We start from the raw sequence: 26,430 nt of genomic DNA, 5'->3' as shown, positions 1-26,430 counted from the left end.
CATGAAACTGTACAATCTGAAAGATCATAACGAACAGGTCAGCTTCGCGCAGGCTATCAAACAGGGCCTGGGTAAGCAGCAAGGGCTGTTTTTCCCGCTGGAACTGCCAGAATTCGAACTGACCGAGATTGATAAGTTGCTGGAGATGGACTTTGTCACTCGCAGCAGCAAGATCCTGTCCGCTTTTATTGGCGACGAGATCGCCGAAGAGGCGCTGTACAAGCGGGTGAAGGCCGCGTTTGAATTCCCGGCCCCGGTGGCACAGGTGGAGAGCGATGTCGCCTGCCTGGAGCTGTTCCACGGCCCGACGCTGGCGTTTAAAGACTTCGGCGGCCGCTTTATGGCGCAGATGCTGGCGGAAGTTGCGGGCGATCAGCCAGTGACCATCTTGACTGCAACCTCCGGTGATACCGGCGCTGCCGTTGCTCATGCCTTCTATGGCCTGAAAAACGTGCGCGTGGTGATCCTCTATCCACAGGGCAAGATCAGTTCGCTCCAGGAAAAGCTGTTCTGCACGTTGGGTGGCAACATCCACACCATCGCTATCGATGGCGACTTTGACGCCTGCCAGGCGTTGGTGAAGCAGGCGTTTGACGATCAGGAACTGAAAGAGGCTGTTCACCTGAACTCGGCCAACTCGATCAATATCAGCCGCCTGCTGGCGCAAATCTGCTACTACTTTGAAGCCGTGGCGCAACTGCCGCAGGAAGCTCGCAATCAGTTGGTGATTTCCGTGCCAAGCGGCAACTTTGGCGACTTGACCGCCGGGCTGCTGGCGAAATCCCTGGGGCTGCCGGTGAAACGCTTTATCGCCGCCACCAATGCTAACGACACCGTGCCACGCTTCCTGACCACTGGTGAATGGCAACCAAACGCCACCGTGGCGACGTTATCCAATGCGATGGACGTCAGCCAGCCTAACAACTGGCCGCGTGTGGAAGAGCTGTTCCGCCGTAAAATCTGGCAGTTGAAGGAGTTGGCACATGGCGCGGTGAGTGATGAAACTACCAAAGAAACCATGAAGGAGTTGGCTGCCTTGGGCTACCTTTCAGAGCCTCATGCGGCGATCGCCTATCGCGTTCTGCGCGATCAATTGCAGGCAGGGGAGTTTGGTCTGTTCCTGGGCACGGCACATCCGGCCAAGTTCAAGGAAAGCGTTGAAGAGATCCTCGGCCAGGAGTTGCCGTTACCACAGGCCTTGGCAGTGCGCGCACAGTTGCCGCTGTTGTCGCATAACATGGCGGCGGATTTTGCCGCGCTGCGTCAATTCATGATGACGTTGCCAGTCTGATAAAACCCGTTCCCTCTCCTAATTGGGAGAGGGAACGGATTTCTCACTGCTCCGGGCGTTTGAACACCAGCTCATTACCTGCCGAAGCCGCCTCATCGAAGGCATACCCTTCCAGATTGAAATCAACCAGCTGTTCTCTGCGCTCCAAGCGATTCTTGATGATAAAGCGGCTCATCAGCCCACGCGCTTTCTTGGCGTAGAAGCTGATGACTTTGTACTTGCCGTTTTTCTCGTCCAGGAATACCGGCTTGATCAGCGTACCGCGCAACTTGGCCGGTTTTACCGATTTGAAGTATTCATCCGAAGCCAGGTTCACCACCACATCATCGCCTTGCTGCTCCAGGGCCTGATTCAGCTTTTCGGTGATTCGATCGCCCCAGAAACTGTATAGGTCTTTGCCCTGCGGGTTCTCCAGCTTGATCCCCATCTCCAGGCGGTAAGGCATCATCAGGTCCAGCGGGCGCAGCACCCCGTACAGGCCAGAGAGCATCCGCAGATGCTGCTGTGCGAAGTCGAAATCCTCTTCGCTGAAGTCTTGCGCCTGTAAGCCGGTATAAACGTCGCCTTTAAACGCCAACAGCGCCTGACGAGCATTGTCCGGGGTGAAGTCAGGTTGCCATTCGCCAAAGCGTGCGGCATTCAGGCCCGCGAGCTTATCGCTGATGCTCATCAGGCCCGAAATTTGTGCCGGGGTCAGCTTACGGCAGATTTTGATCAGCTCTTGCGACTGATCCAACAATTCGGGCTGAGTAAAGCGCTCGGTGGCTAATGGGCTTGCATAATCCAGGGTTTTGGCAGGTGAAATAATAATGAGCATGGTCACATCCTGTTTATCAACATGTGGCTACTGTAGCAAAAAGCGCGCAAGACCAGGAGGTATGGCTGTGATAGGGCGCACTTTACGCGCCCTGGAGGGTTATCTCTGCCTGCTCGGCTTCCAGATCCCCGGTTCGAGTTGGGATCCCAGCTCCGGGTAGTGGTTGATGTCAAAGGTGGGCAGCTTGCCGAGTGAACGCTGGTGGTTGTAATCCTTGGCCAATTTGAAGGCCACGTCGGACAGTAACAAGATAGCGGTCAGATTGGTGATCGCCATCAGCGCCATCGAGATGTCGGCCATTTTCCACACCGTGGATAATTCTGCCATAGAGCCAAACATCACCATCCCCAAGGCAAAGCAGCGGAAAATCGTCAGCTTGGTTGGATGGTGGTGCTTAAGGAAGATCAGGTTGTTCTCGGCATAGGCATAATTGGCAATGATAGAGGTAAAGGCAAACAGGAAAATGGCAATCGCGACAAAGGGCGCGCCCCAGGAGCCGACGGCGCTGGCCATGGCCCGCTGGGTCAGATCGATGCCGCTGATGTCGGACGGGGGATTATCCAGTGCACCAGAGGCCAAGATTATCGCCGCCGTTGCGCTACAGATGACGATGGTATCGACAAATGCGCCAAGCATCTGCACATAGCCCTGTGAGGCAGGGTGTGGCGGATAAGGGGTAGCGGAAGCGGCCACATTGGGAGCCGAGCCCATCCCGCCTTCGTTAGAAAACAGCCCGCGTTGTATACCCTGAGTCATGGCCTGGGAGATCCCGTAGCCGAGGGTACCGGCAGCGACTTCCTGCACGCCAAAAGCGCTTTTGAAGATCAACGCCAGGATGGCTGGCATATGCTCAATATTCAGGCCGATGATCCACAGCGCCAGCAGGAGGTAAGCCAAGGCCATAAACGGTACGATTTTTTCTGCGACCCGGGCGATGGCGCGGATACCGCCAAAGATCACCATGGCGCTCAGCACCACCAACACTATGCCGACGTACATGGGGTCGATGTTAAAGGCCACGGAACTGGCCAGGGCGATGGAGTTGGCCTGTACCGCATTGAACACCAGGCCGAATGCGATCAGCAGGAAAATGGAGAACATCACGCCCATCCAGCGCATACCCAAGCCTTTTTCCATATAGTAGGCCGGGCCACCACGGTAGTGGCCGTTATCGTCTTTGGTTTTGTAGAGCTGCGCCAGGGTACTCTCAATGAAAGAGGTCGCCATGCCGATAAACGCGATCACCCACATCCAGAAGATGGCGCCGGGGCCGCCAGCCGTAAGCGCTATCGCCACGCCGGTAAGGTTGTTGGTGCCGACACGAGCGGCTAATGAAGTGCATAGTGCCTGGAAGGATGAAATACCCGCACCGTCGCTTTTGGTGCTGTTCTTCAGCACGGAAAACATATGGTTGAAGTGACGAATTTGAATAAAGCGGGTACGTAAGGTGAAGTAGATGCCGGCCCCCAACAGCAAATAGATCAGTACTGAACTCCACAGGATGTTATTGATAAAGTTAATCAGATCCGTCACATGTTTCTCCTTGTTAAGATTACTGCTGCTCTGGTTCTTCGACCTTGGTTCGGAAAACTTGAGTCAGTTATCTACAAGAACTTGGCTAAAATCATCCCATTGACGGGAATTACAGCCTTCTTCTGGATTTTTGCGGTGAATAAAAAAGTTGGCGGGAATTTAACATAATTTTCAGGGGGGACTGCGCGTTAATGCCGTGGCATTGCTTCGGTAATTGCGAATTATCGGTGCGTAACCGGTTGCTCGCACAAGGATAAAACAACCGCCGCCAGCGCGTGATTTTCCTGCCTTGCGCCGGGCTACGTGCATGTTATTATCAGGACAAGGCATGGTTGAACGATGCCAAAAGTTCATGCACAAACGATGAGATAATGCCAACATGACCGATAAATTAACGTCCCTACGCCAGCTGACTACGGTAGTTGCGGATACGGGTGATATCGCTGCAATGAAGCTATATCAACCGCAAGATGCCACCACCAACCCTTCGCTGATCCTCAATGCAGCGCAAATTCCTGAATACCGCAAACTGATCGATGAAGCCATTGCGTGGGCTCGCGAGCAGAGCAGCGATCGCGATCAGCAGGTTGCCGATGCCGCAGACAAGCTGGCCGTCAACATTGGTCTGGAGATCCTGAAACTGGTCCCGGGCCGCATTTCCACCGAAGTAGACGCGCGTCTGTCTTATGATACCGAAGCCAGCGTTGCCAAAGCCAAGCGCCTGATCAAACTGTATAACGAAGCGGGCATCAGCAACGATCGCATCCTGATCAAACTGGCCTCCACCTGGCAGGGCATCCGTGCGGCCGAGCGCCTGGAAAAAGAAGGCATCAACTGTAACCTGACGCTGCTGTTCTCCTTCGCTCAGGCACGTGCCTGCGCCGAAGCTGGCGTGTACCTGATCTCGCCGTTCGTTGGCCGTATCCTTGACTGGTACAAAGCCAATGGCGACAAGAAAGAGTTTGCCCCGCACGAAGATCCGGGCGTGGTTTCAGTGTCTGAAATTTATCAGTACTACAAGCAGCACGGCTATGAAACCGTGGTGATGGGCGCCAGCTTCCGTAACGTGGGTGAAATCATCGAACTGGCGGGCTGCGATCGTCTGACCATTGCCCCTGCACTGCTGAAAGAGCTGGCGGAGAGCGAAGGCGCACTGGAGCGTAAACTGTCTTATACCGGCGAAGTGAAAGCGCGTCCGGCACCGCTGACCGAGCCTGAGTTCTACTGGCAGCACAACCAGGATCCAATGGCGGTTGAGAAACTGACCGACGGTATCCGCAAGTTTGCAGTAGACCAGGGCAAGCTGGAAAAAATGATCGCCGACTTGCTGTAATTACGAAAAGTCGTGCAGAAGGTGGCCTCGGCCACCTTTTTTTATACCTGAATATCCACCTCATCGGGCAAACCCCCTATACTCCCGTCATTCATCTCCCTTCGGTAACCGGGGCATAAGACAGAGGTAAAACATGGATACATTACGCATTGGTTTGGTTTCTATTTCGGACCGCGCTTCAGGGGGCGTTTATCAGGATAAAGGGATCCCGGCGCTGGAAGAGTGGCTGGGCAGCGCTTTGGCGACGCCGTTCACCCTGGAAACCCGGCTGATCCCCGACGAGCAGACGCTGATTGAGCATACGTTGTGTGAGCTGGTTGATGAAATGGGCTGCCATCTGGTGCTGACTACCGGCGGCACCGGGCCGTCCCGGCGTGACGTTACTCCCGACGCTACGCTGGCGATTGCTGATCGGGTAATGCCGGGTTTTGGCGAGCAAATGCGCCAAATCAGCCTACACTATGTGCCAACGGCAATTCTTTCACGTCAGGTTGGGGCGATCCGTAAACAGGCGTTGATCATCAATCTGCCGGGGCAACCCAAATCGATTAAAGAAACGCTGGAAGGGGTGAAGGACGAGGCAGGCAAGGTGGTAGTGCACGGTATTTTTGCCAGCGTGCCTTATTGCATCCAACTGCTCGAAGGCCCTTATGTAGAGACTCACGAGGCCGTGGTAGCAGCATTTCGTCCCAAGAATGCGCGGCGCGAGATAAATCTCTAAATTTCAGCAATCTGCGGGATAACCTTCAGCGCATCTGGTGTGAAATTATTTTGCCGTTATAGTAAGAAACTTTTTACAGTCAGCCGTTATGCTTTCTGTGTCTTTCCTGTTTCCTCTAACGGTATCTTATGCATCACGATAATAATCGCCGGCTCAACCGGCAAGATTATAAAACTCTGACGTTGGCTGCCCTGGGCGGTGCGTTGGAGTTTTATGACTTCATCATTTTTGTTTTCTTTGCCGCGGTAATGGGCGATCTGTTCTTCCCGGCGGATATGCCTGAGTGGCTGCGTCAGGTGCAGACCTTCGGTATCTTTGCGGCGGGCTATCTGGCTCGGCCATTGGGCGGCATTATCATGGCGCACTTCGGCGATCTGGTGGGCCGTAAAAAGATGTTCAGCCTGAGCATCCTGCTGATGGCGTTACCGACGTTGGCGATGGGGATGCTGCCCACCTATGCCAATATCGGCATCGCCGCACCGTTGCTGCTGCTGTTGATGCGGGTTATGCAAGGCGCGGCGATCGGTGGTGAAGTCCCTGGTGCCTGGGTGTTTGTGGCGGAGCATGTGCCGCGCAAACGCGTTGGTTTTGCCTGTGGCACGCTCACTGCTGGCCTGACGGCCGGTATCCTGCTCGGCTCGCTGGTGGCCACCGTTATCAATACCACGCTCAGCCAACAGGCTATTCATGACGGTGGCTGGCGTATCCCGTTCTTCCTGGGGGGCATCTTTGGTCTGTTCGCCATGTATCTGCGCCGTTGGTTGCAGGAAACGCCAATCTTTATCGAGATGCAGGCGCGTAAGGCGCTGGCAGAAGAGCTGCCGCTGAAATCGGTGGTGATGAATCACCGTAGAGAGATCGCGGTCTCGATGTTGCTGACCTGGTTGTTGTCGGCAGGTATTGTGGTGGTGATCCTGATGACGCCAACCTACCTGCAAAAACAGTTTGGCATAGCCCCGGCGCTGTCACTGCAGGCCAACAGCATCGCGATCGTCATGCTGTTTGCGGGCTGTATCGTCTCTGGTTCGGCGGCTGATCGCTTTGGTGCCAGCAAAACCTTTATCGTCGGCAGTTTGCTGTTGGCAGGGTGCAGTTGGCTGTTCTATCAGTCGGTGGCAACCCATCCAGAAATGCTGTTTGCCACCTACGCATTGGTTGGCTTCAGCGTGGGGATCGTCGGCGCGGTGCCTTACGTCCTGGTGCGGGCTTTTCCGGCGGAAGTGCGATTTAGCGGGATTTCGTTCTCCTACAATGTGGCATACGCGATTTTTGGTGGTTTAACCCCGGTATTTGTCACGCTGATCATGAAGTTAACCCCGTTAGCGCCCGCTTACTATATGCTGGCGTTATCGACGCTCGGCCTGCTGCTGGGGATCTACCTGCGTCGCGACCTGAACAGTGAAAAGCCACTCTTGAACTAAGGGATTTTCGCCCAATAAAAAACCCTGCGAGTGAACACCGCAGGGTTTTTTTATAATCACGTTAGTACGGATTTATGCAGTAACAGCGGCAAGCGTGGCCTGCTGAACTTTCACCGGGCCGATTGGCAGAACGGTGCGGCCCAACTGTTCGTTGATCACCTCAGCCATTGCCAGATAGATCGCGCTGGCACCACAGATAATGCCTTCGTAACCGGCGAACGTCAGGATCGCGTGGTTACCGGTGATGTTGCCGACGGCCAGCAGTGCGAACAGCACGGTCAGGCTGGCAAACACGAACTGCAACCCACGGTTGGTGCGCAGCGTGCCGAAGAACATGAACAGAGTGAAGACGCCCCACAGTGCAAGGTAGATGCCGAGGACGTTCGCGTCGGTCGGTTCTGCCAGGCCCATGCGTGGCAGCAGCAGGATGCCTACCAGGCTCAGCCAGAAGCAGCCGTAAGAGGTGAAGGCGGTCAAGCCGAAGGTGTTGCCTTTCTTGAACTCAAGAATACCGGCAAAAATCTGAGCCATGCCACCGAAGAAAATCCCCATACTGATGATGACGGAAGTCAGTGGGAAAAAGCCCGCGTTGTGCAGGTTCAGCAAGACGGTAGTCATCCCGAAGCCCATCAGACCCAGGGGGCCGGGATTTGCCAACTTGTTGGAGTGCATATGTCCTCTGCGATAACAGAATTGTAACGAAAATGGATAGGTAATTTAATAATTGGTCTGAATGGCCGAAAAACCCATAACTTCCATCAGAGCGCGCGGCATCATAATGATCCCCACGTCAGGAAACAATGATCTGGCTGCGGATAAAAACGAAATTTTTTTTGCCCTGCCCCTTGATGCTGGTGTGGATGGCCCCATCTTATTGGCAACCGCAGTTGCTGACCGCGGGTAACACTGAGATGCCGGGCAGTTGAAAAGCAAAAAAACGCCCGCATATAGTTAGCAACCTGACCGATTATGAATTTATTAGTGGAGATGTTTAGATGGGCAAAATTATTGGTATCGACCTGGGTACAACCAACTCTTGTGTAGCAATTATGGATGGTGGCAAGGCGCGCGTGCTGGAGAATGCCGAAGGCGATCGCACCACTCCTTCAATCATCGCATATACCCAGGATGGTGAAATTCTGGTTGGCCAGCCTGCTAAGCGTCAGGCTGTTACCAACCCACAAAACACCCTGTTTGCGATCAAGCGCCTGATTGGCCGTCGCTTCCAGGATGAAGAAGCACAGCGTGACAAGGCTATCATGCCTTACAACATCGTCGCTGCCGATAACGGTGACGCCTGGCTGGAAGTGAAGGGCCAGAGAATGGCACCACCGCAGATCTCTGCGGAAGTCCTGAAGAAAATGAAGAAAACGGCGGAAGATTACCTGGGTGAACCGGTAACTGAAGCGGTTATCACCGTTCCTGCCTACTTCAACGATGCTCAGCGTCAGGCGACCAAAGATGCTGGCCGTATCGCAGGTCTGGAAGTGAAACGTATCATCAACGAACCTACTGCTGCGGCCCTGGCTTATGGCCTGGACAAAGAAGTGGGCAACCGTACCATCGCGGTTTATGACCTGGGTGGCGGTACTTTCGATATCTCAATCATTGAGATCGACGACGTTGACGGTGAAAAAACCTTCGAAGTTCTGGCGACCAACGGTGATACCCACCTGGGTGGTGAAGACTTCGATAGCCGCCTGATCAACTATCTGGTGGAAGAGTTCAAGAAAGAGCAGGGCATGGATCTGCGCAACGATCCGTTGGCGATGCAGCGTCTGAAAGAAGCCGCTGAAAAAGCCAAGATCGAGCTGTCTTCTGCTCAACAGACCGACGTCAACCTGCCGTACATCACTGCAGATGGCAGCGGTCCAAAACACATGAACATCAAAGTGACCCGTGCAAAACTCGAGTCGCTGGTAGAAGATCTGGTTGCTCGCTCTATCGAGCCGCTGAAAGTGGCACTGAAAGACGCAGGCCTGTCGGTTTCTGACATTCAGGACGTGATCCTGGTCGGTGGCCAGACCCGTATGCCTATGGTTCAGAAGAAAGTTGCTGACTTCTTCGGTAAAGAGCCACGTAAAGACGTTAACCCGGACGAAGCGGTTGCCGTTGGTGCTGCGGTTCAGGGCGGTGTGTTGGCCGGTGATGTGAAAGACGTATTGCTGCTGGACGTTACCCCACTGTCACTGGGTATCGAAACCATGGGCAGCGTAATGACGCCGCTGATCACCAAAAACACCACTATCCCGACCAAGCACAGCCAGGTGTTCTCTACTGCCGAAGACAACCAGGCAGCGGTGACCATCCATGTGCTGCAGGGTGAGCGTAAACGTGCCAATGACAACAAGTCACTGGGCCAGTTCAACCTGGACGGCATCCAGCCGGCACCACGCGGTATGGCACAGATCGAAGTGACCTTCGATATCGATGCCGACGGTATTCTGCACGTGTCTGCGAAAGACAAGAACACCGGTCGTGAGCAGAAGATCACCATCAAGGCTTCTTCTGGTCTGAACGAAGAAGAAATCCAGAAAATGGTGCGCGATGCCGAAGTGAACGCTGAAGCTGACCGTAAGTTCGAAGAACTGGTGCAAACTCGTAACCAGGCGGATCACCTGATCCACGGTACCCGTAAGCAGTTGGAAGAAGCGGGCGAGCAATTGCCAACTGAAGACAAAACCGCTATCGAGAGCGCGCTGAAAGATCTGGAAGCGGCGGTGAAAGGCGAAGATAAAGCCGAAATCGAAGCGAAAACCCAGGCTCTGGTGCAGGTTTCCGGCAAGCTGATGGAAATGGCCCAGGCTCAAGCGCAGCAGGCACAGGGTGCTGATGCCGGTGCAGACAACGCGGCGCAGAAAGACGACGACGTGGTTGACGCCGAGTTTGAAGAAGTTAAAGACAAAAAATAATCGCCCTTAAGCGGGCACGGTACGGCCACAGGCCGTAACCGGAAACCAGCACGGGCGTCGAGGCAACTCTACGCCCGTGCACGCATGTTAAGGGTAAGAGAAATAATGGCGAAGAGAGATTATTACGAGGTGCTCGGCGTTGCCAAGACGGCAGACGAGCGCGAAATCAAAAAGGCGTATAAGCGCCTGGCGATGAAGTATCACCCTGATCGTAATCAGGAAAAAGACGCCGAAAGCCAGTTTAAAGAGGTCAAGGAAGCCTACGAGATCCTGACCGACGATCAAAAACGTGCTGCCTACGATCAATACGGCCATGCGGCCTTTGAGCAAGGTGGTATGGGCGGTGGTGGTGGCTTTGGTGGCGGCGGTGCCGACTTCAGTGACATCTTTGGTGACGTGTTTGGCGATATCTTTGGCGGCGGACGCCGTCAACGTGCCAGCCGTGGATCCGATTTGCGTTACAACATGGATCTGACGCTCGAAGAAGCCGTGCGTGGCGTGACCAAAGAGATCCGTATTCCAACGCTGGAAGAGTGCGATGTCTGCCATGGCAACGGTGCCAAGCCGGGCAGTTCACCGGCAACCTGTCCGACCTGTCATGGTCAGGGCCAGGTGCAGATGCGCCAAGGGTTCTTCACCGTGCAGCAGGCTTGTCCGCACTGCCACGGGCGTGGTCAGATCATCAAGGATCCGTGCAACAAATGTCATGGCCACGGTCGCGTAGAGAAATCCAAAACCCTGTCGGTGAAAATCCCGGCGGGCGTAGATACTGGCGACCGCATCCGCTTGGCGGGTGAAGGTGAAGCTGGTGAACACGGTGCACCAGCAGGGGATCTGTACGTTCAGGTTCAGGTGAGTGCTCACCCGATCTTCGAGCGTGAAGGCAATAACCTCTATTGTGAAGTGCCGATCAACTTTGCTATGGCTGCCTTGGGTGGCGAGATTGAAGTGCCAACGCTGGATGGCCGCGTCAAGCTGAAAGTCCCGGCGGAAACTCAGACCGGTAAACTGTTCCGCATGCGTGGTAAAGGGGTGAAATCGGTACGGGGTGGCAGCCAGGGTGACCTGCTGTGCCGCGTGGTGGTAGAAACGCCGGTGAGTCTGAACGAGAAGCAGAAGCAGCTGCTCAAAGAGTTGGAAGAGAGTCTGGGTGGCCCTTCTGGGGATAAAAACAGCCCGCGTTCGAAAAGCTTCTTCGACGGCGTGAAAAAGTTTTTTGACGACCTGACTCGTTAATCAACTTTCTCTGCGCATCACTCCTCAAACCCCGGTTTAAGCAAACCGGGGTTTTTTTATCTTTGCTGTCTGAATGCCCCTATAAAAAGTGTGATATATAGCTCAAACAGATCGGTTTTATCGAGTTATTTTGCATTTATAAACTGATTTTTTCGAGGTGATTACTCGACTATACTCGTTTCATTGTCTGGAAACCGGGGCGCTTTGCCTCTTTATCTTTGCCCTATGGATTTCGAGTTGCAGCTTGAAACACGACGGGCATTTTGGAGCGACGTACTGTGACTACTATTATTCGTCAATTTCTGCGTCAAGAAGCCGCTGGCGGCATTATTCTGATCGCTGCTGCCGTGGTGGCTTTGATCATGGCCAATACCCCCGTACAGGGGCTGTATCAGGCCTTCCTCAATTTACCCGTGGCGGTCAGCATCGCCTCGCTGGAAATTGCCAAACCGCTGCTGCTGTGGATTAACGACGGTTTAATGGCCATCTTCTTCCTGGTGGTGGGGCTTGAAGTCAAACGTGAACTGCTGCAAGGTTCCCTGGCTGGGCGTGAGAAGGCTATCTTCCCGGCGATTGCCGCGTTAGGCGGCATGCTGGCTCCGGCGCTGATCTATCTGCTGTTCAACGGTGCCGATGAAGTGACCCGCCAGGGCTGGGCGATCCCGGCGGCAACGGATATTGCCTTTGCCTTGGGCGTGATGGCCTTGCTGGGCAACCGGGTGCCGACCAGCCTGAAGGTATTCCTGCTAGCCTTGGCGATTATCGATGACCTTGGGGTCATTATCATTATCGCGTTGTTCTATACCCATCAGGTCTCGATGGTGGCGCTGGGCGTTGCGGCTGCGGCGATCGTGGTATTGGCGCTAATGAACTGGCGGGGAGTGGGTAAGACCTCGCTGTATATGATGGTCGGATTGGTGCTGTGGGTAGCGATCCTCAAGTCAGGCGTTCACGCTACGCTGGCCGGGGTGATTGTCGGCTTCATGATCCCGCTGAATGCCAAGAGTGAGCCTTCACCCTCTGAAACCTTGGAACATGAGCTGCACCCTTGGGTCGCCTTCCTGATCCTGCCGCTGTTTGCCTTTGCCAACGCGGGTGTATCGTTGCAAGGGGTGTCCTTGAGCGGGTTGACTTCACTGTTGCCGCTGGGAATTGCTGCCGGGCTGTTTATCGGCAAGCCGCTGGGGATTTTCGTCTTCTGCTGGCTGGCGGTGAAGCTGGGGATTGCCCGTTTGCCGCAGGATATCGGCTTTAAACAGGTGTTTGCCGTGGCCGTGCTCTGTGGTATTGGTTTCACCATGTCGATTTTTATTGCCTCATTGGCCTTCGCCGATGCGGATGTGGCTCTCAGTACCTATGCCAAATTAGGCATACTATTGGGATCGACCAGTGCTGCGGTAGTGGGTTACGGCCTGCTGCGTTTGAGCTTGCCTCGCAGCCGATGACCTTTGTATTTACCCCTCGTTGCTGAAGGGCTATTACAATAGTAGAGGTAGCGTGGCTTTGTCAGCCACGCTGCACTTGGGATTAAAGATAACTTTGCGTTGTCCGAAATTAACGATAGGGAGTTTGTCGCTCATCACGGCAGACCGTTTGCCGATGAGAAACCTAAGGAGAGAACGTTTTGAGAATGTCTCATATCAACTTTAACCACCTGTATTACTTCTGGCAGGTGTGCAAGGAGGGGTCGGTCGTGGGAGCGGCAGAAGCCCTGTTCCTCACGCCGCAGACCATCACCGGCCAAATCAAGGCACTGGAAGAACGGCTCAACGGTAAGCTGTTCAAACGCCAGGGGCGTGGGCTGGTCCCCTCCGAGCTAGGCCAACTGGTGTTCCGCTATGCCGACAAGATGTTTATGCTCAGCCAGGAAATGCTGGATATCGTCAACTACCGCAAGGAGTCCAACCTGCTGTTTGACGTGGGCGTAGCGGATGCGCTATCCAAACGTCTGGTCAGCCAGGTCTTGGAAACGGCGGTGGTGGTGGACAACGAGCAAATCCACCTGCGCTGTTTTGAATCAACCCATGAGATGCTGTTGGAGCAACTGAGCCAGCATAAGCTGGATATGATCCTGTCGGATTGCCCGGTTGACTCTAGCCAGCAGGAAGGTTTGTTTTCGCTTAAGCTGGGCGAGTGTGGGGTCAGTTTCTTCTGTCGTCAGCCGATACCCGACTTACCGTTCCCTGCCTGTCTGGAACAGCGCCGCTTGCTGATCCCGGGAAGGCGTTCAATGCTGGGGCGCAAGCTGCTCAACTGGTTCAACACGCAAGGTATCAAGGTCGAAATACTGGGGGAGTTTGACGATGCGGCCCTGATGAAGGCTTTCGGCCTGTACCACAATGCGATCTTCGTGGCGCCAACGCTGTATGCGCTGGATACCTATAGCGATGATGACGTGGTGGAGATCGGGCGTGTCGATAGCGTGCAGGAAGAGTATTACATCATTTTTGCCGAGCGAATGATCCAGCACCCGGCGGTACAGCGGGTATGCAACAAGGACTTCTCGGCGCTGTTTGCGCTGTAGGCTTGAACGTCAGGCGTAAAAAAACCGGCCGAGGCCGGTTTTTTTAACAAGCACACAACGTAATGCTTATTGCATTGCGTTGATACGCGCCGTCAGGTTTGACTTATGACGCGCTGCTTTGTTTTTGTGGATCAGGCCTTTAGCTGCCTGGCGATCCACAAGTGGTTGCATTACGAGGAATGCGTTTTGTGCTGCGTCTTTGTCGCCAGCTGCGATAGCTGCGTCAACCTTCTTAATGAAGGTACGCACCATTGAGCGACGGCTAGCGTTATGCTTGCGACGTTTCTCAGACTGTATGGCGCGTTTCTTAGCTGATTTGATATTAGCCAAGGTCCAACTCCCAAATATATATATTGAGGACAATTCAAAGGCCGAGGAATATGCCCTTTTAGCCTTCGTTTGTCAATGGATTTGTGCAAATAAGCGCCGTTTGTACGGGCGGCACTTGCTACGTTGTGATGGCGCAGGATTTTACCAGCTTCAGCCATGGGAATACAGTGTTTCACGAGAAAAATCGCCATGTGATTTGCATCACAGTCTGCAAGCTGTTGGTCCTGGTGGGTTATCCCCCGTCTTTCAAGCGTCGGCCAGAAGCCAAGCTCGCTATCAGCGCGCTAATATAGCACGCATTGGGCCAGATAAACGGTGGTTAAGGCGATTATCCTCCGGTATGGTATGACTATTACATCAAAGGAACCAATCGCGGGTTAACCTTGACCGCTGTACAAGGTATAATCCGCCGATTTCCACTGTGTTGGGCCAGCTATGCAGCTAATTCGCGGCATCCATAATATCCGGGCACGCCACCGTGGCTGTGTGCTCACCATCGGCAACTTTGACGGCGTCCATCGCGGTCACAAGGCGCTGTTGGGGCAGTTGAAGCAGGAAGGGCGACGCCTGGGGTTACCCGTCATTGTCATGATCTTTGAGCCACAGCCGCTGGAACTGTTTGCCGCGGACAAGGCTCCGGCCCGCCTCACGCGTTTGCGTGACAAAGCCAAATACCTGGCGCAGGCCGGGGTTGATTACCTGTTATGCGTCAAGTTTGATCCCCGCTTTGCTGCCCATACCGCTCAGGCATTCGTTGCCGAGCTGCTGGTCGAAAAGCTGGGGGTAAAATTCCTGATGGTGGGGGATGATTTCCGCTTTGGTGCTGGTCGCCAGGGGGACTTCCCGCTGTTAGAGCTTGCCGGGCAAGAGTTCGGCTTTGAGGTGGTCAGCACGCCAAGCTTCCGTGAAGGCGACCTGCGCATCAGCAGCACCGCTATCCGCAATGCGCTGCGTGATGATGATTTGCCGCTGGCAGAAACCCTGCTGGGGCATCCTTACAGTATTTCCGGGCGCGTAGTGCATGGCGATGAACTGGGGCGAACCATTGGTTTCCCCACCGCCAACCTGCCGCTCAAACGCCTGGTTGCCCCGGTGAAAGGGGTGTATGCCGTCGATGTTTATGGCCTGGGCCCCGAGCCTTTGCCTGGCGTGGCCAATATCGGCACCCGCCCTACGGTGGCAGGCGTACGTCAGCAGTTGGAAGTGCATCTGCTGGACGTAACCATGGATCTTTACGGGCGCCACTTGGATGTGGTGCTGCGCGCAAAATTGCGCAATGAACAGCGTTTTGCTTCGCTCGATGCGCTAAAGCAGCAAATCGCCAATGATGTGGTGACGGCCCGGACGTTCTTCGGGCTACAGACACCGGCTTAATCTACGAACCGAAACGAGATCGAGAATCTAATGAGTGACTACAAGAATACCCTGAACTTGCCGGAAACAGGGTTCCCGATGCGTGGCGATCTCGCCAAGCGTGAACCTGGCATGCTCGCACGTTGGTATGAACAGGATCTGTACGGGATCATTCGTGCCGCCAAAAAGGGCAAGAAATCCTTCATTCTGCATGACGGCCCTCCGTATGCGAATGGCAGCATTCACATTGGTCACTCGGTAAACAAGATCCTCAAAGACATTATTATCAAGTCAAAAGGGATGGCTGGCTTTGATTCGCCTTATGTTCCAGGCTGGGACTGTCACGGTCTGCCTATCGAACTGAAGGTTGAGCAACTGTATGGCAAACCGGGTGAGAAACTGACACCGGCAGAGTTCCGCCAGAAATGTCGTGAATATGCCGCCGAGCAGGTAGAAGGCCAGAAGAAAGACTTTATCCGTCTGGGGGTGCTGGGTGACTGGGATCATCCGTACCTGACCATGAATTTTAAAACCGAAGCCAACATCATCCGTGCGTTGGGCAAGATCATCAGCAATGGTCATCTGCTCAAAGGCGCCAAGCCGGTGCACTGGTGTACGGACTGTGGTTCTTCCCTGGCGGAAGCGGAAGTTGAATATTACGACAAAACCTCGCCATCCATCGACGTCGCGTTCCACGCGGTTGATGCGGCGGCTGTGGCCAGCAAATTTGGCGTAACCCGCGTTAATGGCCCTGTGTCACTGGTGATCTGGACGACCACACCGTGGACGCTGCCTGCCAACCGTGCGATCTCGCTGAATGCAGAGTTCACCTACCATCTGGTCCAGGTTGAAGGCCAGTGCCTGATCCTGGCAGCTGACCTGGTAGAAAGCGTGATGAAACGTGCAGGCATCAGCCATTGGGAAGTGCTGGGTAGCTGCAAGGGCAGCGATCTGGAACTGATGCGCTTTACCCATCCGTTTATGGGCTTTGACGTGCCGGCGATCCTGGGCGATCACGTTACGCTGGATGCCGGTACCGGTGCCGTACATACCGCTCCTGGCCACGGCCCGGATGACTTCGTGATCGGCCAGAAATACGGCCTGGAAGTCGCCAACCCGGTTGGCCCGAACGGCTGCTACCTGACCGGCACCTATCCAACGCTGGACGGCAAGTTCGTGTTCAAGGCCAACGATCTGATCGTTGAGCTGCTGCGTGAGAAGGGTGCTCTGCTGCATGTGGAAAAACTGCAACACAGCTACCCGTGCTGCTGGCGCCATAAAACGCCGATCATCTTCCGCGCCACGCCGCAATGGTTTATCAGCATGGATCAAAAGGGTCTGCGCAAGCAGTCGCTGGAAGAGATCAAAGGCGTGCAATGGATCCCGGATTGGGGCCAGGCGCGTATCGAAACCATGGTTGCTAACCGCCCAGACTGGTGTATCTCACGCCAGCGTACCTGGGGCGTTCCCATGTCCCTGTTCGTACATAAAGACACCGAGCAACTTCACCCACGCAGCGTAGAGCTGATGGAAGAAGTGGCCAAGCGTGTTGAGCAAGACGGGATCCAGGCCTGGTGGGATCTGGACGCTGCCGATATCCTCGGTGACGAAGCGGCCGATTATGTGAAAGTGCCAGATACGCTGGACGTCTGGTTCGACTCGGGTTCAACCCATTCTTCCGTAGTTGACGTGCGCCCAGAATTCAACGGCCACTCTGCCGACATGTATCTGGAAGGTTCCGACCAACATCGTGGCTGGTTCATGTCATCGCTGATGATTTCAACCGCCATGAAGGGTAAAGCGCCTTACAAAGAAGTGCTGACCCACGGCTTTACCGTCGATGGTCAGGGCCGCAAAATGTCCAAATCAATCGGCAACACCGTCAGCCCGCAGGACGTGATGAACAAGCTGGGTGGCGACATTCTGCGCCTGTGGGTCGCCTCTACCGATTACACCGGCGAGATTGCGGTTTCCGACGAAATCCTCAAGCGTGCTGCCGATTCTTATCGCCGCATCCGTAATACCGCGCGTTTCCTGCTGGCCAACCTGAACGGGTTTGATCCAAGCACTGACTGCGTGGCACCGGAAGAGATGGTGGTACTGGATCGCTGGGCCGTAGGTCGTGCAATGGCCGCGCAGCAGGATATCGAGCAGGCCTATGCCAACTACGATTTCCATGAAGTGGTGCAGCGCCTGATGCAGTTCTGCTCGGTAGAAATGGGGTCCTTCTATCTGGACATCATTAAAGACCGTCAGTACACCGCGAAAAGCGACAGCGTTGCCCGTCGCAGCTGCCAGACCGCTCTGTTCCACATTGCGGAAGCGCTGGTACGTTGGATGGCGCCGATCATGTCGTTTACCGCCGATGAAATCTGGGCCTTCCTACCAGGTGAGCGCCCGCAGTACGTGTTTACCGAAGAGTGGTACGACGGTCTGTTCGGGCTGGCGGCAGGCGAAGGCATGAACGATGCGTTCTGGGCCGATCTGCTGAAAGTGCGTGGTGAAGTGAACAAGGTGCTGGAGCAGGCACGTGCGGACAAGCACATTGGCGGTTCGTTGGAGGCGGCGGTTACGCTGTACGCCGATAGCGATCTGGCAGCACGTCTGAACAGCCTGCAGGACGAACTGCGCTTTGTGTTGCTGACTTCATCGGCCAGCGTAGCACCGTTTGCAGATGCTCCTGCCGATGCGCAGCAAAGCGAACTGTTGAAAGGGCTGAAAATTGCATTCAGCAAAGCGGATGGTGAGAAGTGCCCGCGCTGCTGGCATTACACCACCGATGTCGGCCAGGTGGCGGAGCATGCAGAACTCTGCGGCCGCTGTGTGACCAACGTAGCCGGTGACGGCGAAAAACGTAACTTTGCCTGAGATCAAGCGCCTGATGAGTAGACCGATAAGTTCGACCGGCTTGCGCTGGCTATGGCTGGTAGTGGTGGTGCTGGCGCTGGATTTTTTCAGCAAACAGTGGATCCTGAGTAACTTCGTGCTGGGCCAGACCCAGCCGTTGTTCCCGTCTATCAACCTGTACTACGCCCGTAACTACGGTGCGGCGTTCAGTTTCCTGGCGGATCACGGTGGCTGGCAGCGCTGGTTCTTTGCCGGTATTGCGGTCGCCATCGTGGTGGTGCTGCTGGTGATGATGTATCGCAGCAGTGCCCAGCAGAAGCTGAACAATATCGCCTATGCCTTTATTATCGGCGGTGCGCTCGGCAACCTGTTTGATCGTCTGTGGCATGGCTTTGTGGTCGATTTCATCGACTTTTATATCGGCAACTGGCATTACCCGACCTTCAATCTGGCGGACAGCTTTATCTGCGTCGGTGCCGCCATGATCGTGCTGGAAGGGTTCTTGCCGGCGAAGAAAAGCGTCAACAGCGAAGGTAAGTGATATGACGGCTCAGGTTAACGGCAACAGCGCAGTGCTGGTGCATTTCACGCTGAAACTGGCAGATGGAACGACCGCGGAATCAACCCAGGGTAACGGCAAACCAGCGCTGTTCCGCCTGGGCGATGGCAGCCTGTCTGCTCCGCTGGAACAGCAGCTGATCGGCCTGCGGGCAGGGGACAAATGTGCGTTTACCCTGCAACCGGAAGCCGCGTTCGGTGCGGAGAACCCGGATCTGATCCAGTTCTTCTCACGCCGCGATTTTAACGAAACCGGCGTGCCGGATGTTGGCACCATCATGCTGTTTACCGCCATCGACGGCAGTGAAATGCCTGGTGTGGTGCGTGAAGTGGCGGAAGATTCGATCACCGTTGATTTCAACCATCCGTTGGCGGGGCATCCGGTGACCTTCGATATCGAAGTGCTGGAGATCGACCCGCAGCAGGAGGAAGCGCATGCAAATATTGCTGGCTAACCCGCGTGGCTTCTGCGCCGGGGTCGATCGTGCGATCAGCATCGTAGAACGTGCGCTGGAGATTTATGGTGCGCCGATTTACGTGCGTCACGAAGTGGTGCATAACCGCTATGTGGTCGAAAGCCTGCGCGAGCGTGGTGCGGTATTTATCGAAGAGATCGCGGAAGTGCCGGACGGCTCAATCCTGATCTTCTCTGCCCACGGTGTGTCGCAGGCTGTTCGGGCCGAAGCTAAGGCCCGCGATCTGACCATGCTGTTTGATGCCACCTGCCCATTGGTGACCAAGGTGCATATGGAAGTGGCTCGGGCCAGCCGTAAGGGCACCGAAGCGATCCTGATTGGCCATGCCGGGCATCCGGAAGTGGAAGGCACCATGGGCCAGTACAGTAACCCTGAGGGGGGCATGTACCTGGTTGAGTCGCCGGAAGATGTCTGGCAATTGCAGGTGAAGAACGAGCATAACCTGTGCTTTATGACCCAGACGACCTTATCGGTGGATGATACCTCCGATGTGATCGATGCGTTGCGTAAGCGCTTCCCGGATATTATCGGGCCGCGCAAGGACGATATCTGCTATGCCACCACCAACCGTCAGGAAGCGGTGCGCAGCTTGGCAGGTGATGCCGACGTGGTGCTGGTGGTGGGGTCGAAGAACTCGTCCAACTCCAACCGCCTGGCGGAACTTGCCCAGCGTGTGGGTAAACCAGCCTATCTGATCGACTCGGCGGCGGACATTCAGGAATCCTGGTTGAAAGACGCCAGCAACATTGGCGTCACCGCCGGAGCCTCTGCGCCGGACGTGCTGGTTCAGGACGTCATCAGCCGCTTGAAAGCATTGGGCGGCAAAGACGTGCAGGAGCTCAGCGGCCGCGAAGAGAACATCGTGTTTGAAGTACCGAAAGAACTGCGCATGGATATCAAGCAGATCGACTGATCGTTGCCAATATCATTAAGTAACGGGAAGCCTTGGCTTCCCGTTTTGCGTTTTAACTCGCTGTAATTAATCGTGTAACAGGTGGGAGCCATAATGAAGAACCCGTCCCTGGGGCTCGAATCGGGCATCCATGCGCTCAACAGTCGGCTAACCTGTATGTCTCCCACCTGCCTTGGGCTTTATGTGTTGCAGTATTAAGCTCGTCCTTTAGCGTGCAGAATGAGCAAAAATCGACTTTATCGCCATTCATCGTAATGCATAAATAGTGCATGATTATGTAGCACCAGACGGTTGACGCTAATCGGGTAATTGTTAATCAATTGACAGCGTTACTGATAACATACCGGGCATATCATAATTTTCTAATCCGTAAGCAAATCCTCTGGTAGTGATAGGGTAGGGAAGTTACCCTGAACCCATAGCCGAGGAGTGGCTTTTGACCATAAAAGAGAGCGAAGTATGACTGATTCACAAATCCGCATCGCGATTGCGGGTTCCGGTGGCCGCATGGGGCGCCAATTGATCCAGGCCGTGCAGCAGGCACAGGGCGTGGTATTGGGGGCGGCACTGGAGCGTCCGGGGTCTAGCCTGGTTGGCACAGATGCCGGTGAACTGGCTGGCGTTGGTGCATTGGGTGTCACCGTCAGCGATAACCTGGAAAAGGTTGTCAACGATTTCGATATCCTGATCGACTTCACCCGCCCGGAAGGCACCCTGGCTCATCTGGCGTTTTGCGTGGCCCACGGCAAAGCCATGGTGATCGGCACCACCGGTTTTGATGATGCAGGTAAAGCGGCGATCCAGGCCGCGGCACAGCAGATTGGCATCGTGTTTGCCGCCAACTTCAGCGTGGGCGTCAACGTGGTGCTCAAGCTGCTGGAGAAAGCGGCCAAGGTAATGGGCGATTATACCGATATCGAAATTGTGGAAGCTCACCACCGCCACAAGGTAGATGCTCCTTCAGGAACGGCGTTAGCTATGGGCGAGGCGATTGCCGGTGCCTTGGGACGCGATCTGAAAGAGTGCGCGGTTTACGAGCGCGTGGGCTATACCGGCGAGCGCGATCCAAAGAGCATCGGCTTTGCCACCATTCGTGCCGGGGATATTGTGGGTGAACATACCGCCATGTTTGCCGATATTGGCGAGCGGGTAGAAATTACCCATAAAGCCTCAAGCCGGATGACGTTTGCCAATGGCGCGGTGCGTGCCGCGTCATGGATATCAAACCAGCATAATGGGCTGTTTGATATGCGTGATGTGCTCGGTTTAGACCAGTTATAATTTTAATGAACACCATCGTGATGTGGTTGTGTTGATCATAATGATATGATAATCGGACAATAATTTTATTGTCCTTTTTTTTAACATTGAAAATGATGGTTAAGATCATTTTTAATGATGTAGCTATTGTTTTTATATGTTATCTAGTCTTATTCCTGTTTTTTCCGTCATCTTTATTGCTCCCTACGCAGATTTAAGCTGTTTTAAGCCATTTTTTCTGTCACTGTGTCTCGCAACCGTTTACCCGGTCAAGTTTGCTGGTGTTTTTGTGCCTGTGACCCCCTTTAAACCCTGAAGGCTGCAAAAATAATGAAAAAAATGGCGCTTTATCTAGACAAGCGGGACGCTCATCATTAAAATGCGCCCAATTTGCCAAAAATTGGCCTTGAGGGCGGTTTTTGCATTGATTTAGGGCGTGAAATCTGAATTAATATGCAAATATTGTGATTGATTATTCCTCGGAGGGTGTTTTGATTAAGTCAGCGCTATTGGTTCTGGAAGACGGAACCCAATTCCACGGTCGGGCCATCGGGGCAGAAGGTACGGCAGTGGGGGAAGTGGTCTTCAATACCTCGATGACCGGTTATCAAGAAATCCTCACTGATCCTTCCTACTCCCGCCAGATCGTTACTCTTACTTATCCTCATATCGGCAATGTCGGCACCAATGATTCCGACGCAGAATCCTCCGCTGTTCATGCTCAAGGCCTTGTCATCCGCGACCTGCCCCTGATTGCCAGCAACTACCGCAACGAAATGGGCCTGGCCGATTACCTCAAGCGTCATAATATTGTGGCGATTGCCGATATCGATACCCGCAAGCTGACTCGTCTGCTGCGTGAGAAAGGCGCACAGAACGGCTGCATCATCGCGGGCGACCTCACCGATGCCGATCTGGCGCTGCAAAAAGCCAAGGCTTTCCCTGGCCTGAAAGGCATGGACCTGGCAAAAGAGGTCACCACCAAAGAAGCTTACGCCTGGCAACAGGGGAGCTGGACGCTGGAAGGCGATTTGCCGGAGGCTAAACCTGCGGGCGAACTGCCTTACCATGTAGTGGCCTACGATTACGGCGCCAAGCGTAATATCCTGCGTATGCTGGTGGATCGCGGCTGCCGCCTCACCGTGGTGCCAGCGCAAACCCCTGCGGAAGAGGTGCTGAAAATGAATCCGGACGGCATCTTCCTGTCCAACGGCCCTGGTGACCCGGAGCCTTGCGATTACGCCATCACCGCCATCAAACGTTTCCTGGAAACCGATATCCCGGTATTTGGTATCTGCCTGGGCCACCAACTGTTGGCGCTGGCCAGCGGTGCCAAAACCATGAAGATGAAGCTTGGCCACCACGGCGGTAACCACCCGGTGAAGGATCTGGATAACAATACCGTGATGATCACCGCGCAGAACCACGGCTTTGCCGTCGATGAAAATAATCTGCCGAACACATTGCGGGTCACGCATAAATCCCTGTTCGACCACACGGTGCAGGGCATCCATCGTACCGATAAAGCCGCGTTCAGCTTCCAGGGCCACCCAGAAGCCAGCCCAGGCCCGCACGATGCCGCGCCGCTGTTCGATCACTTTATCGAACTGATTGAGACTTACCGTACCAACGCCAAATAATCAGGAGCCAGAAAAGCCATGCCAAAACGTACAGATATAAAAAGCATCCTGATCCTCGGCGCTGGCCCGATCGTTATCGGCCAGGCGTGTGAATTTGACTACTCTGGTGCCCAGGCGTGTAAGGCGCTGCGTGAAGAAGGTTATCGCGTCGTACTGGTCAACTCGAACCCGGCCACCATCATGACCGACCCGGAAATGGCCGATGCCACCTACATCGAGCCGATCCACTGGGAAGTGGTGCGTAAAATCATCGAGAAAGAGCGCCCGGATGCAGTGCTGCCAACCATGGGTGGGCAAACCGCGCTGAACTGTGCGTTGGAGTTGGAACGTCAGGGCGTACTGGCCGAGTTTGGCGTCACCATGATCGGCGCTACCGCCGATGCCATCGACAAAGCCGAAGACCGCCGCCGTTTCGATATCGCCATGAAGAAAATTGGCCTGGACACGGCGCGTTCCGGCATCGCCCATAATATGGAAGAAGCGTTGGCGGTGGCCGCTGATGTGGGCTTCCCATGCATTATCCGCCCGTCATTCACCATGGGCGGCACCGGTGGCGGCATCGCCTATAACCGCGAAGAGTTTGAAGAGATCTGCGAGCGCGGTCTGGATCTGTCCCCGACCAAAGAGCTGCTGATTGACGAATCGCTGATCGGCTGGAAAGAGTACGAGATGGAGGTGGTGCGCGATAAGAATGACAACTGCATCATCGTCTGCTCGATCGAAAACATCGATGCTATGGGTATCCATACCGGTGACTCCATCACGGTGGCTCCAGCGCAAACGCTGACCGACAAAGAATACCAAATCATGCGTAACGCCTCGATGGCGGTGCTGCGTGAGATCGGGGTGGAAACCGGCGGCTCCAACGTGCAGTTCTCGGTGAACCCGAAAACTGGCCGCCTGATCGTGATTGAAATGAACCCACGCGTATCCCGTTCATCGGCGCTGGCCTCGAAAGCGACTGGCTTCCCGATTGCCAAGATCGCCGCCAAGCTGGCGGTGGGTTACACCCTCGATGAGCTGATGAATGACATCACCGGTGGCCGTACGCCAGCCTCCTTTGAGCCGTCCATCGACTATGTCGTCACCAAGATCCCGCGCTTCAACTTCGAGAAGTTTGCCGGTGCCAACGATCGCCTGACCACCCAGATGAAGTCGGTCGGCGAAGTGATGGCGATTGGCCGCACTCAGCAGGAGTCATTGCAGAAAGCGCTGCGCGGCCTGGAAGTGGGCGCGACCGGGTTCGATCCGAAAGTGAGCCTGGACGATCCGGAAGCCTTGACCAAGATCCGCCGTGAGCTGAAGGATGCGGGTTCCGATCGCATTTGGTATATCGCCGATGCTTTCCGCGCCGGTCTGTCCGTCGATGGCGTGTTCAACCTGACCAATATCGACCGCTGGTTCCTGGTGCAGATTGAAGAGCTGGTGCGTCTGGAAGAGCAGGTTGCCGAAGCGGGCATCAACGGCCTGAACGCTGATTTCCTGCGTACGCTCAAGCGTAAAGGCTTTGCCGATGCGCGCCTGGCCAAGCTGGCTGGCGTTGCGGAAAGCGAAATCCGCAAGCTGCGCCACAGCTTCAACATGCACCCGGTCTACAAGCGTGTGGACACCTGTGCGGCAGAGTTTGCGACCGACACCGCCTACATGTATTCCACCTATGAAGACGAGTGTGAATCCAACCCGACCAACGATCGTCCGAAAATCATGATCCTGGGCGGTGGCCCGAACCGTATCGGCCAGGGCATCGAGTTCGACTATTGCTGCGTACACGCCTCGCTGGCGCTGCGCGAAGACGGCTACGAGACCATCATGGTCAACTGCAACCCGGAAACCGTCTCTACCGACTACGACACCTCGGATCGCTTGTACTTCGAACCGGTGACGCTGGAAGACGTGCTGGAAATCGTCCGTATCGAGAAGCCAAAAGGCGTGATCGTGCAGTATGGCGGGCAAACCCCGTTGAAACTGGCGCGTGAGTTGGAAGCGGCAGGCGTGCCGATTATTGGCACCAGCCCTGATGCGATTGACCGTGCCGAAGACCGTGAACGTTTCCAGCAGGCGGTTAACCGCTTGGGCCTGAAGCAGCCGGCCAACGCCACCGTGGCAACCATCGAGCAGGCGGTTGAGAAAGCGGCCGGCATCGGTTATCCGCTGGTGGTGCGCCCCTCCTACGTACTGGGTGGCCGTGCGATGGAGATCGTTTACGACGACATCGACCTGCGTCGTTACTTCCAGAACGCGGTCAGCGTATCCAACGATGCGCCAGTGCTGCTGGACCGCTTCCTGGACGACGCGGTAGAAGTGGATGTGGATGCTATCTGTGACGGCGAGCGCGTGCTGATCGGTGGCATCATGGAGCATATCGAACAGGCTGGCGTCCACTCCGGTGACTCCGCTTGTTCACTGCCAGCCTACACGCTGAGCAAAGAGATCCAGGACGTGATGCGCCAGCAGGTAGAAAAACTGGCGTTTGAGCTGCAGGTTCGTGGTCTGATGAACGTGCAGTTTGCGGTGAAGAACAACGAAGTCTACCTGATCGAAGTGAACCCACGTGCCGCACGTACCGTGCCGTTCGTTTCCAAGGCTACCGGCGTAGCGTTGGCAAAAGTGGCGGCGCGCGTGATGGCCGGTAAATCACTGGCCGAACAGGGCGTGACTGAAGAGGTCATCCCGCCGTACTACTCGGTCAAGGAAGTGGTGCTGCCGTTCAACAAGTTCCCAGGCGTTGACCCGATCCTCGGGCCAGAAATGCGCTCGACCGGTGAAGTGATGGGCGTTGGCCGTACCTTCGCCGAAGCCTTCTCCAAGGCGATGTTGGGCAGTAACTCCGGCATGAAGAAAGGCCGTGCGCTGCTGTCAGTTCGCAGTGGGGACAAGGCTCGCGTGGTGGATTTGGCTGCCAGCCTGCTCAAGCAGGGCTTTGAACTGGATGCTACCCACGGCACCGCAGTGGTGCTGGGCGAAGCGGGGATTAACCCACGCCTGGTCAACAAGGTGCATGAAGGGCGTCCGCACATTCAGGACCGCATCAAGAACGGCGAATACACCTACATCGTGAATACCACTGCGGGGCGTCAGGCGATTGAAGACTCCAAGCTGATCCGCCGCAGTGCGCTGCAGTATAAAGTGCACTACGACACCACGATGAACGGCGGCTTTGCTACCTCAATGGCGATGAAGGCCGATCCAACCGAGCAGGTCACGTCGGTACAGGAACTGCACGCACGTATCACCAAGTAAGTTAATAAGTTGGCTACCACTGAGG

Annotated in this window: 20 protein-coding genes; 16 read left to right on the top strand and 4 right to left on the bottom strand. The window is 55.1% G+C overall.

Annotation, left to right across the window (positions count from 1 at the left end; translation table 11 throughout):
• Position 1 precedes the first annotated feature (1 nt).
• Positions 2-1,291, top strand: a complete 1,290-nt coding sequence (gene thrC / locus IMQ33_RS15615; protein ID WP_065683572.1) for a threonine synthase — start codon at positions 2-4, stop codon at positions 1,289-1,291.
• A 43-nt stretch (positions 1,292-1,334) separates the two neighbouring features.
• Here the strand turns inward: thrC and yaaA are convergent, their stop codons facing one another.
• Together yaaA and IMQ33_RS15605 are read right to left on the bottom strand one after the other, a co-directional pair.
• Complete coding sequence (yaaA, locus tag IMQ33_RS15610) at positions 1,335-2,108, bottom strand: peroxide stress protein YaaA (protein WP_161713441.1); 774 nt, start codon at positions 2,106-2,108, stop codon at positions 1,335-1,337.
• A gap of 99 nt (positions 2,109-2,207) precedes the next feature.
• Positions 2,208-3,641: a sodium:alanine symporter family protein gene (locus IMQ33_RS15605; protein ID WP_196062208.1), complete on the bottom strand. Its 1,434-nt coding sequence runs from the start codon at positions 3,639-3,641 to the stop codon at positions 2,208-2,210.
• 379 nt (positions 3,642-4,020) lie between these two features.
• Here IMQ33_RS15605 and tal point away from each other — a divergent pair, with 379 nt between their 5' ends.
• From tal to IMQ33_RS15590, 3 genes are all read left to right on the top strand, one after another.
• Positions 4,021-4,974 (top strand): transaldolase, encoded by a 954-nt coding sequence (gene tal, locus IMQ33_RS15600; protein ID WP_024483582.1) that lies wholly within the window; start codon positions 4,021-4,023, stop codon positions 4,972-4,974.
• 133 nt (positions 4,975-5,107) lie between these two features.
• Positions 5,108-5,695 (top strand): molybdopterin adenylyltransferase, encoded by a 588-nt coding sequence (mog, locus tag IMQ33_RS15595; RefSeq protein WP_024483581.1) that lies wholly within the window; start codon positions 5,108-5,110, stop codon positions 5,693-5,695.
• 128 nt (positions 5,696-5,823) lie between these two features.
• Complete coding sequence (locus IMQ33_RS15590) at positions 5,824-7,116, top strand: MFS transporter (RefSeq protein WP_065683569.1); 1,293 nt, start codon at positions 5,824-5,826, stop codon at positions 7,114-7,116.
• 72 nt (positions 7,117-7,188) lie between these two features.
• Here IMQ33_RS15590 and satP read toward each other — a convergent pair whose 3' ends face one another.
• Positions 7,189-7,788, bottom strand: a complete 600-nt coding sequence (gene satP / locus IMQ33_RS15585; RefSeq protein WP_196062209.1) for an acetate uptake transporter — start codon at positions 7,786-7,788, stop codon at positions 7,189-7,191.
• 323 nt (positions 7,789-8,111) lie between these two features.
• Here satP and dnaK point away from each other — a divergent pair, with 323 nt between their 5' ends.
• The 4 genes from dnaK to nhaR all read left to right on the top strand — a co-directional run bounded on the left by dnaK (position 8,112) and on the right by nhaR (position 13,788).
• The gene (gene dnaK, locus IMQ33_RS15580; RefSeq protein WP_196062210.1) at positions 8,112-10,028 is read left to right on the top strand and encodes a molecular chaperone DnaK; all 1,917 of its coding nucleotides are present in this window, start codon (positions 8,112-8,114) and stop codon (positions 10,026-10,028) included.
• Between the two features lie 105 nt (positions 10,029-10,133).
• Positions 10,134-11,264, top strand: a complete 1,131-nt coding sequence (gene dnaJ / locus IMQ33_RS15575; RefSeq protein ID WP_024527213.1) for a molecular chaperone DnaJ — start codon at positions 10,134-10,136, stop codon at positions 11,262-11,264.
• Positions 11,265-11,542: 278 nt separating this feature from the next.
• Positions 11,543-12,709 carry a Na+/H+ antiporter NhaA gene (gene nhaA, locus IMQ33_RS15570; protein WP_024527212.1) on the top strand — a complete coding sequence of 389 codons (1,167 nt, stop codon included), beginning with the start codon at positions 11,543-11,545 and terminating at the stop codon, positions 12,707-12,709.
• 179 nt (positions 12,710-12,888) lie between these two features.
• Positions 12,889-13,788 (top strand): transcriptional activator NhaR, encoded by a 900-nt coding sequence (gene nhaR, locus IMQ33_RS15565; RefSeq protein ID WP_021179255.1) that lies wholly within the window; start codon positions 12,889-12,891, stop codon positions 13,786-13,788.
• 66 nt (positions 13,789-13,854) lie between these two features.
• On the opposite strand, the gene rpsT is transcribed toward nhaR, so the two are convergent.
• Positions 13,855-14,118: a 30S ribosomal protein S20 gene (rpsT, locus tag IMQ33_RS15560; RefSeq protein ID WP_024483576.1), complete on the bottom strand. Its 264-nt coding sequence runs from the start codon at positions 14,116-14,118 to the stop codon at positions 13,855-13,857.
• A 435-nt stretch (positions 14,119-14,553) separates the two neighbouring features.
• On the opposite strand from rpsT, the gene ribF reads away from it, so the two are divergent.
• The 8 genes from ribF to carB all read left to right on the top strand — a co-directional run bounded on the left by ribF (position 14,554) and on the right by carB (position 26,405).
• Positions 14,554-15,492, top strand: coding sequence for a bifunctional riboflavin kinase/FAD synthetase (ribF, locus tag IMQ33_RS15555; RefSeq protein ID WP_024483575.1), 939 nt, complete (start codon positions 14,554-14,556; stop codon positions 15,490-15,492).
• A 30-nt stretch (positions 15,493-15,522) separates the two neighbouring features.
• Positions 15,523-18,339 (top strand): isoleucine--tRNA ligase, encoded by a 2,817-nt coding sequence (gene ileS / locus IMQ33_RS15550; protein ID WP_196062211.1) that lies wholly within the window; start codon positions 15,523-15,525, stop codon positions 18,337-18,339.
• A 13-nt stretch (positions 18,340-18,352) separates the two neighbouring features.
• Positions 18,353-18,859, top strand: a complete 507-nt coding sequence (lspA, locus tag IMQ33_RS15545; RefSeq protein ID WP_024527207.1) for a signal peptidase II — start codon at positions 18,353-18,355, stop codon at positions 18,857-18,859.
• Position 18,860: 1 nt separating this feature from the next.
• Entirely contained in the window at positions 18,861-19,331 is a 471-nt protein-coding gene (gene fkpB / locus IMQ33_RS15540) for an FKBP-type peptidyl-prolyl cis-trans isomerase (protein ID WP_024483572.1), read from the top strand.
• On the top strand, positions 19,312-20,265 hold the full coding sequence (gene ispH / locus IMQ33_RS15535) for a 4-hydroxy-3-methylbut-2-enyl diphosphate reductase (RefSeq protein ID WP_024527206.1): 954 nt from the start codon (positions 19,312-19,314) through the stop codon (positions 20,263-20,265). The genes fkpB and ispH overlap by 20 nt, the downstream gene beginning before the upstream one ends.
• 459 nt (positions 20,266-20,724) lie before the next feature.
• Positions 20,725-21,546: a 4-hydroxy-tetrahydrodipicolinate reductase gene (gene dapB / locus IMQ33_RS15530; protein ID WP_098928836.1), complete on the top strand. Its 822-nt coding sequence runs from the start codon at positions 20,725-20,727 to the stop codon at positions 21,544-21,546.
• A 470-nt stretch (positions 21,547-22,016) separates the two neighbouring features.
• On the top strand, positions 22,017-23,165 hold the full coding sequence (carA, locus tag IMQ33_RS15525; protein WP_074028464.1) for a glutamine-hydrolyzing carbamoyl-phosphate synthase small subunit: 1,149 nt from the start codon (positions 22,017-22,019) through the stop codon (positions 23,163-23,165).
• Positions 23,166-23,183: 18 nt separating this feature from the next.
• Positions 23,184-26,405 carry a carbamoyl-phosphate synthase large subunit gene (gene carB, locus IMQ33_RS15520; RefSeq protein WP_024527203.1) on the top strand — a complete coding sequence of 1,074 codons (3,222 nt, stop codon included), beginning with the start codon at positions 23,184-23,186 and terminating at the stop codon, positions 26,403-26,405.
• The last annotated feature ends 25 nt before the right edge of the window (positions 26,406-26,430 follow it).

This window comes from Serratia sp. Res13-Sevr-LER1-36-b, assembly GCF_015673035.1.
GTDB classification, from domain to species: domain Bacteria; phylum Pseudomonadota; class Gammaproteobacteria; order Enterobacterales; family Enterobacteriaceae; genus Chania; species Chania fonticola_C.
Note: the sequence above shows the minus strand (reverse complement) of the source record. Positions and strands in the feature narration are given on the sequence as shown.